This window comes from Polaromonas sp. P1_G4 (assembly GCF_056405475.1).
The window spans coordinates 1-5,787 of the sequence record NZ_JBFUCA010000262.1; the positions used below are offsets into that span (position 1 = coordinate 1).

The window sequence follows — 5,787 nt, forward strand, 5'->3', positions numbered from 1 at the left end:
CTCCCACGCCGACCCCGACATCATTGCCTCGCTGGACCGCTGGCTCACGTCCACTCCGGCACAGCTGGTGATCTCGCGTGTGTGGGAGCGTTTTGTGCCGCACTTCACCAAGGTCGGCAAGACCGAGCAGCGCCTGGTCGGCGTGCCCGACAGCGGCGGGCGGTTGCCGCTGGGGCAGAGCGAGCTGTGGCTGTTGCCCGCGCACTTCCTGCACTCGGAAGGCAACTTCCATTTTTACGATCCCATCAGCCGCATCCTGTTCACCGGTGATCTCGGTGTGTCGATGATGTCAGGCCGGACGGCGCAGGTGCCCGTCACCGACCTGAAGCCCCATCTGCCGTTGATGGAGGGCTTCCACAAGCGCTACATGGTGTCGAACAAGGTTCTGCGCCTGTGGGTGGCCATGGCGCGCCGGCTGGATATTTCCATGCTGGTGCCCCAGCACGGCGCGCCGCTCAAAGGCCCGGCCATCGGCCAGTTTTTTGACTGGGCGGAATCACTGAAATGCGGCAYTGACCTGTTTGACGAGCGCAACTACCAGGTGCCCACCGGGCAGATCAACGGCCGGGCAGCGGCTTGAGCCGGTGGGATCAGGCAGGAGTCTGCTACAGCCGGCTGATGGAAATCCAATACCCTCACTAGAATGGCCCGAGCTGCCATGGGGCGGTATTCAGGGATTCATCAACAATGAACAGAAATTTGAGGATATGGGTCGTCGCGGTCCTGGTCGTGCTGCTGGCGGCCATCGCCGTTCTTTGCTTCTTCAACCGCGAGAGGTGGAAGGACTACCGCGATTACTTTCGTGAGGACTACGTGGCTGTCGAGATGCAATATGACAAGCTCACGAGTGCCACCGATGAAAAAGCCGCGCGCAAGCTTTTTCCCAATGTATTTTTGCGCTGCTATGACGATTCGTCTGCACCGCGCCTGGGCGACCGCGTGTGCTATTCCACCGTGACACATGTCGATGGTTTGCCGGCCATGAGCGTGCTGCTTTTCTTTGCAAAGGGAAAACTCACGCACACCATGGTGCGTGTGCCCTGGTGGCGCCATGGTGCGTGGCGCGACAAACTGGTCAGACAGTACGGTGTAGCCCACAAATCAACCACCTTTGCGATTCTTGAAGGTCCCCTGGTGCAGTGGGATTTGCCGGGCGGCGCGTACATCAATTTCCACCGTGAACGCAGCCTGAACCCCCTGGAATGGAGCGGCATCTTCTGGTCGGCAGGCCAGGACGGGAAATAGCGGGCCTGTTTGGCGGCACTCCGCCGGCCTCGCGAACGATTTGCTACAACTGCGACGCACCCGATGCGTAAGCTGGCGCCTCTGACGGAGGTATTGGAGGTATGGTGACACGTTGTGCATGAGACACCTCTTACCTCTGTGGATACCTTTGTGGAAACTTCCCTTTTGATGCAACTCTGGAAATCCTGCCGACTCCCCGCCGTGCTGCTGGCAGCATGCGGCCTGTCGCCCCTAATGACAGGCTGCGTCACCGGCGCCAAAGCGTTTCCGCTGCAGGAAAAGTTTGCCTCCACCCAGACGTATTCGCGCCTCTTTGACGCCACCCCGGCACGGACCTGCGAGGCCTCGCGGCGTGCGTTGCTGAGCCAGGGCTACATCATCAACATGGCCAGCGCCGAATTGGTGGAAGGGCAAAAAGCCTTCCAGCCCGAGCCCGAGGCGCACCTGCAAATGGTGGTTCGCGTGGTGTGCGCCCCCGACACGCCCGATGGAAAAGTGAGTCTGGGTTTTGTCACGGCCCTGCAGGACAGCTACGCCATGAAAAAAACCAACAACTCCGCCAGCCTGGGTGTGGGCGCCATCGGCTCCGTCTCGCTGCCTTTCACGTCGAGCAATGAGTCCATGGTCAAGGTGGGCAGTGAAACCATCACCGCCGATGATTTTTACGACCGCTTTTTTGACCTGGTGAGGCGCTACCTGGTGGCGGACGCCGCGCTCGACTGATTGAGCGGGTGAACGCGCCCCCGGGCGCGGGTGCGCAAAAATTATTGGGAAAAGTGCCAGAAGGCTAATACAGGCGGGCGAAAGCAGCTATAAAAAGCATAGCGCCGGCTGATGGTCTCAGCGTAAATTACCCTGCACCCAGCGCACGATGTCGGCCGCACCCATGGCGCCGGCCTGGCGCGCCACTTCACGGCCGCCCTTGAACAAGGCCAGCGTGGGAATGCTGCGGATGTTGAAGCGCGCGCCCAGGTTGGGCACCGCTTCGGTGTCGACCTTGGCTACGCGCACCTGCGGCTCCAGCTGTGCTGCCGCCTGCTCATAGGTCGGCGCCATTTGCCGGCACGGCCCGCACCACGGCGCCCAGAAGTCCACCAGCACCGGAATCTGGTTGCGGGTGATGTGTTTGTCAAACGCGGCTWCGTCCAGCGCGGTGGAATGCGCGGTAAACAGCGCCTTCTTGCAGCTGCCGCAAGTTGGCTGGCTGCCCAGCTGGTCGGCGCGCACGCGGTTGGTGGTATGGCAGTGCGGGCAGACGATGTGGAGAGGGTCAGTCATCAGGCGCAACTGGGGGCCGTGGCGGGCATTTCAAGCGCGGCGGAGGTCGCCTGGCCGGGTGGCGGCGTTAAATCCGTGCAAACGCCGGGTAAAGCGCGGTGAACAGGCGCTTTTCCTACGCGTGCCGGCCTCTTGCGGGCGAACAATCAAGTTTCACTACAAAGAGAAGGATCCACATGAAAACCAGAACCTTGATGACCGCCCTGGCGGCAGCGTCCCTCGCTTTCAGCGGGCTGGCAATGGCCAAGGGGAAGGATGACGACCACGGCCGCGGCCATGGCCACAAAAAAGCCAAACACCACCATGCCGGCCCGCCGCCGCATTCCCAGGCCGGCGGGCGTGGTGCGGGCCCCGATCACAACTTCTACCGCGGCGGCCGCTTGCCGGCGCAATACCGCGACCGGGGCTATTGGGTAGATGACTGGCGCGGCCACCGGCTGAGCGCGCCGCCTCCCGGCTATCACTGGGTGCAAACCGGCGGTGACTATGTGCTGGTCGCCAACAACACCGGCATTATTTTCCAGATCTATCTGGGCCAGTAGCCAGTAGCCGGAGAATTCCGCGCATGAAAAAGCCGCCTGGAAAGGCGGCTTTTTCTTTTGGGGTCAATGCACTGCTTCAATACGCTACTGATTTGATAGCTGCTTGCGCCCGCCGGTAAAGGGCTACGGCCCCCTTTTATTCAGAAATGCTCAGGCAGCCTTGGCGGTGCGGCGCTGGCTAAACGCCGTCTTGCGCTTGGCGGTGCTGGCCTGGTCGCCGGCAATTTTGCTGGCGAGCTGGGCGGTCTTCTGCTCGATCTGCGCGGCGAGTTTGCTCAGTGCCAGGGCGCCCGGTGCGGTGGCCTGGGCCAGCGTGTTCAGAGTGGTCACGCCGGTTTTTTCTTCAAACAGGCTGGCATTGGCGGCAGCACGCTCCACGCCGCTCTCCAGAACCTTGACCAGCTGGCTCACCACTTGCTGTGCGCCGTTGGTCGTCAGCATCAGGCCCTTGGTGTAGTACACGCTGAAGGCCAGTTGTGCTGCCGTGGCGTTTTTGGCCGTTTCGGCTGTCAGTTCGGTGCGCGACTGTTTCAGGGCACGGTTCCAGCGCTGCTCCAGCAGGATGACTGCGCGCTCGCCGCCGGCGCGGTAGGCGTTGATCACGTGGCGGGCGGTGTTGCCCGAAGACTCGATGAGGTCGGTTGCAACGGTAGACAGGTTTTTGGCGGTCATGGTGTTTCCTTCAAAGGGGTTGAACAATGATTCATCATCAATGTTTTCCCTAGTGAGTGCGACCTACCGGGCTAGAGGGGCCCGTCCAGATTCAGTTGCAGCCTGTTTCTGCCGGGCAGGCGCTATGCTTTTAATAGCTGCTTTCGCAAGGCCCTATTGGGTTCTGGCCACTTTTTCCATTAATTAGCCTGCCGCTACTCACCACTGCTCACAGTTACTCGCCGCCTGCCCGGGCCCCCAGAAACAGCGCCGGGTCCACCATGGCGCGGTTCAGCATCACGCCCCAGTGCAGGTGCGGCCCCGTGACGCGGCCCGTGGCGCCCACGGCGCCCAGGCGCTCGCCCGCCTTCAGTGTGTCGCCAACGGCCACGCCAATCGCGCTCAGGTGGCACATCATGCTCAGCAAGCCGCCGCCGTGGTCCAGCCACACCGTGTTGCCGTTGAAGAAGTAGTCGCCCGTGTCAATGACGCGGGCGGGCAGCGGCGCCACCACCGGCGTGCCCGTGGCGGCGGCGATGTCCATGCCGCTGTGCGGGTTGCGCGACTGCCCGTTGAAGACGCGCCGCAGCCCGAACGAGCTGGAGCGGCGCCCCGGCACCGGCACCTGCATGCGCAGCGGCGTTTGCGGCAAAGGCTCGCTGAAGGTGGCCATCACCACTTCCTGGTGCGCGCGCTCGCGCTCGTAGCGCGCCTGGTCTTCGGGCGACAAATCCACCGTGCCGGGCGCCACCTTCAGGCGCTGCTCAAGGTAATGCTTGGGCGCCACCGTGTAGGCAAGCTGCTGCTGGCTGCCGTCAGGGGCCAGCACCGAGATGCTCGCCTCGCCGGGCTCTGCAGACAGCGCAATGCCCACCAGCGCCGTCCAACCCGCAGGGTCACCCAGCACCAGCAAGGGCACGCCACCGGCCTGCGCCACAGGCCGCACCGCCGCCGGGCCCAGCGGCAGCCGGGCAATGCCGCCGGGAACCTGCGACGCGGCAGGCCAGGCGCCCGAGGGCGCCGGTGCCGCGGCAAGGCATGAGGCAGGCAAGGCCAGCATGCCGGCGCCCGCCAGCAAGACCGAGCGGCGGGTGAATGGCGAGACAGGTGAAGAGGGCAAGGACGGCAAGGACGGCAGGGAGATGGTGTGTGAATGGCTGGCGGACATGGACCCGATTATTGCGGCCCTGCGGCAGCGCTGGCGCCACGAGAAGCCGCAATGACGAACGACGCCCGCGGTGTTTACTGCGTGAGCGTAATTTTTCCTTTGCTCACGTAGTCGTCAAACTGGATGCGCGGAATCGCCGTGACGGCGGCAACACCGTCGCCGGCGTCCCAGCTGAGCGTGGCGCTGTCCGGCTCCAGCGCAACTTCCACGCGCACGCGCGGGATCTCGATGGGCGTACCGTCACCCGGTGTGTAAGTCACGTCACCGGTAATCATGGCGAACTGGGGCATGGCTATCTCCTGGAAGGGGTCGTTATGCGCCTCCAACGGCGGCGCTTGAAACCCATTTGGCACGCATCGCAAGCGTTTGTCTGTCAGAGAAAGGCGGCATTGTTGAATGGCGGCGTTCATGAACTGCCTTCCATGATGGCAACGGGTTGTCACGCTCAGGTCACGCTGAGGTTGACGGGGCTGAATCCCCGGGGCCTTCACTTTCTGGATCCAGGTGGGTTGACAAACCAATAACCATATGGTTATGATTTCGGCATGCAAACAGTTTCCAACGAGGTAGCCAACGAAGTTTTCAAAGCCCTGGCCGACCCGACACGCCGGGCGATTTTTGAGCGCCTGGCCCAGGACGGGGCGCAAACCGTGCGTGCGCTGACAGACCGCGCGGGCGTGTCGCAGCCGGCGGTGTCCAAGCACCTGCGCATCCTGAAACAGGCAAAGCTGGTGGACGACAGGCGTGAGGGCCGCGAAACGCATTACAGCGCCCAGCCGCTGGCGCTCTCCGTCCTGCGCGACTGGGTGAGTTTTTATGGCGCTTTCTGGAACGACCGCATCGATCATCTCGAATCACTTTTGAAAAGGATGGACCAATGAGCAACACTGCAACCCTTAGCAC

10 protein-coding genes are annotated in these 5,787 nt (G+C 62.7%); 6 read left to right on the forward strand and 4 right to left on the reverse strand.

All coding sequences use genetic code 11. From position 1 onward, the window contains the following. The 3 genes from AC1D1X_RS13745 to AC1D1X_RS13755 form a co-directional block, all read left to right on the forward strand. Nucleotides 1-580: oxygen-binding di-iron domain-containing protein (locus AC1D1X_RS13745; protein WP_477698464.1), on the forward strand; the 580-nt coding region annotated here is incomplete at its 5' end. Nucleotides 581-687: 107 nt separating this feature from the next. Further along, on the forward strand, nucleotides 688-1,245 hold the full coding sequence (locus AC1D1X_RS13750) for a hypothetical protein (RefSeq protein WP_477671520.1): 558 nt from the start codon (nucleotides 688-690) through the stop codon (nucleotides 1,243-1,245). A 234-nt stretch (nucleotides 1,246-1,479) separates the two neighbouring features. Continuing rightward, nucleotides 1,480-1,968, forward strand: coding sequence for a DUF2242 domain-containing protein (locus tag AC1D1X_RS13755; protein WP_477671623.1), 489 nt, complete (start codon nucleotides 1,480-1,482; stop codon nucleotides 1,966-1,968). 117 nt (nucleotides 1,969-2,085) lie between these two features. On the opposite strand, the gene trxC is transcribed toward AC1D1X_RS13755, so the two are convergent. Then, nucleotides 2,086-2,523, reverse strand: a complete 438-nt coding sequence (trxC, locus tag AC1D1X_RS13760) for a thioredoxin TrxC (protein WP_477698465.1) — start codon at nucleotides 2,521-2,523, stop codon at nucleotides 2,086-2,088. Nucleotides 2,524-2,699: 176 nt separating this feature from the next. Between trxC and AC1D1X_RS13765 the strand changes: the two genes are divergently transcribed. Then, the gene (locus AC1D1X_RS13765; protein ID WP_477671522.1) at nucleotides 2,700-3,065 is read left to right on the forward strand and encodes an RcnB family protein; all 366 of its coding nucleotides are present in this window, start codon (nucleotides 2,700-2,702) and stop codon (nucleotides 3,063-3,065) included. Nucleotides 3,066-3,215: 150 nt separating this feature from the next. Here AC1D1X_RS13765 and AC1D1X_RS13770 read toward each other — a convergent pair whose 3' ends face one another. After that, entirely contained in the window at nucleotides 3,216-3,737 is a 522-nt protein-coding gene (locus AC1D1X_RS13770) for a hypothetical protein (RefSeq protein WP_457279150.1), read from the reverse strand. A gap of 214 nt (nucleotides 3,738-3,951) precedes the next feature. Further along, entirely contained in the window at nucleotides 3,952-4,776 is an 825-nt protein-coding gene (locus AC1D1X_RS13775) for a peptidoglycan DD-metalloendopeptidase family protein (RefSeq protein ID WP_477698466.1), read from the reverse strand. Here AC1D1X_RS13775 and AC1D1X_RS13780 point away from each other — a divergent pair. Then, nucleotides 4,775-4,939, forward strand: a complete 165-nt coding sequence (locus tag AC1D1X_RS13780; protein ID WP_477698467.1) for a hypothetical protein — start codon at nucleotides 4,775-4,777, stop codon at nucleotides 4,937-4,939. The two genes, AC1D1X_RS13775 and AC1D1X_RS13780, sit on opposite strands and share 2 nt — an antisense overlap. Nucleotides 4,940-4,958: 19 nt before the next feature. Here the strand turns inward: AC1D1X_RS13780 and AC1D1X_RS13785 are convergent, their stop codons facing one another. Next, on the reverse strand, nucleotides 4,959-5,174 hold the full coding sequence (locus AC1D1X_RS13785) for a hypothetical protein (RefSeq protein ID WP_457279148.1): 216 nt from the start codon (nucleotides 5,172-5,174) through the stop codon (nucleotides 4,959-4,961). 255 nt (nucleotides 5,175-5,429) lie between these two features. On the opposite strand from AC1D1X_RS13785, the gene AC1D1X_RS13790 reads away from it, so the two are divergent. Further along, entirely contained in the window at nucleotides 5,430-5,765 is a 336-nt protein-coding gene (locus AC1D1X_RS13790; RefSeq protein WP_477648908.1) for an ArsR/SmtB family transcription factor, read from the forward strand. The last annotated feature ends 22 nt before the right edge of the window (nucleotides 5,766-5,787 follow it).

Coding starts and splice junctions, on each gene's coding strand:
- AC1D1X_RS13750 (WP_477671520.1), top strand. CDS start 688: ATGAACAGAAATTTGAGGATATGGGTCGTCGCGGTCCTGGTCGTGCTG.
- AC1D1X_RS13755 (WP_477671623.1), top strand. CDS start 1,480: ATGACAGGCTGCGTCACCGGCGCCAAAGCGTTTCCGCTGCAGGAAAAG.
- AC1D1X_RS13765 (WP_477671522.1), top strand. CDS start 2,700: ATGAAAACCAGAACCTTGATGACCGCCCTGGCGGCAGCGTCCCTCGCT.
- AC1D1X_RS13770 (WP_457279150.1), bottom strand. CDS start 3,737: ATGACCGCCAAAAACCTGTCTACCGTTGCAACCGACCTCATCGAGTCT.
- AC1D1X_RS13780 (WP_477698467.1), top strand. CDS start 4,775: ATGCCGGCGCCCGCCAGCAAGACCGAGCGGCGGGTGAATGGCGAGACA.
- AC1D1X_RS13775 (WP_477698466.1), bottom strand. CDS start 4,776: ATGCTGGCCTTGCCTGCCTCATGCCTTGCCGCGGCACCGGCGCCCTCG.
- AC1D1X_RS13785 (WP_457279148.1), bottom strand. CDS start 5,174: ATGCCCCAGTTCGCCATGATTACCGGTGACGTGACTTACACACCGGGT.
- AC1D1X_RS13790 (WP_477648908.1), top strand. CDS start 5,430: ATGCAAACAGTTTCCAACGAGGTAGCCAACGAAGTTTTCAAAGCCCTG.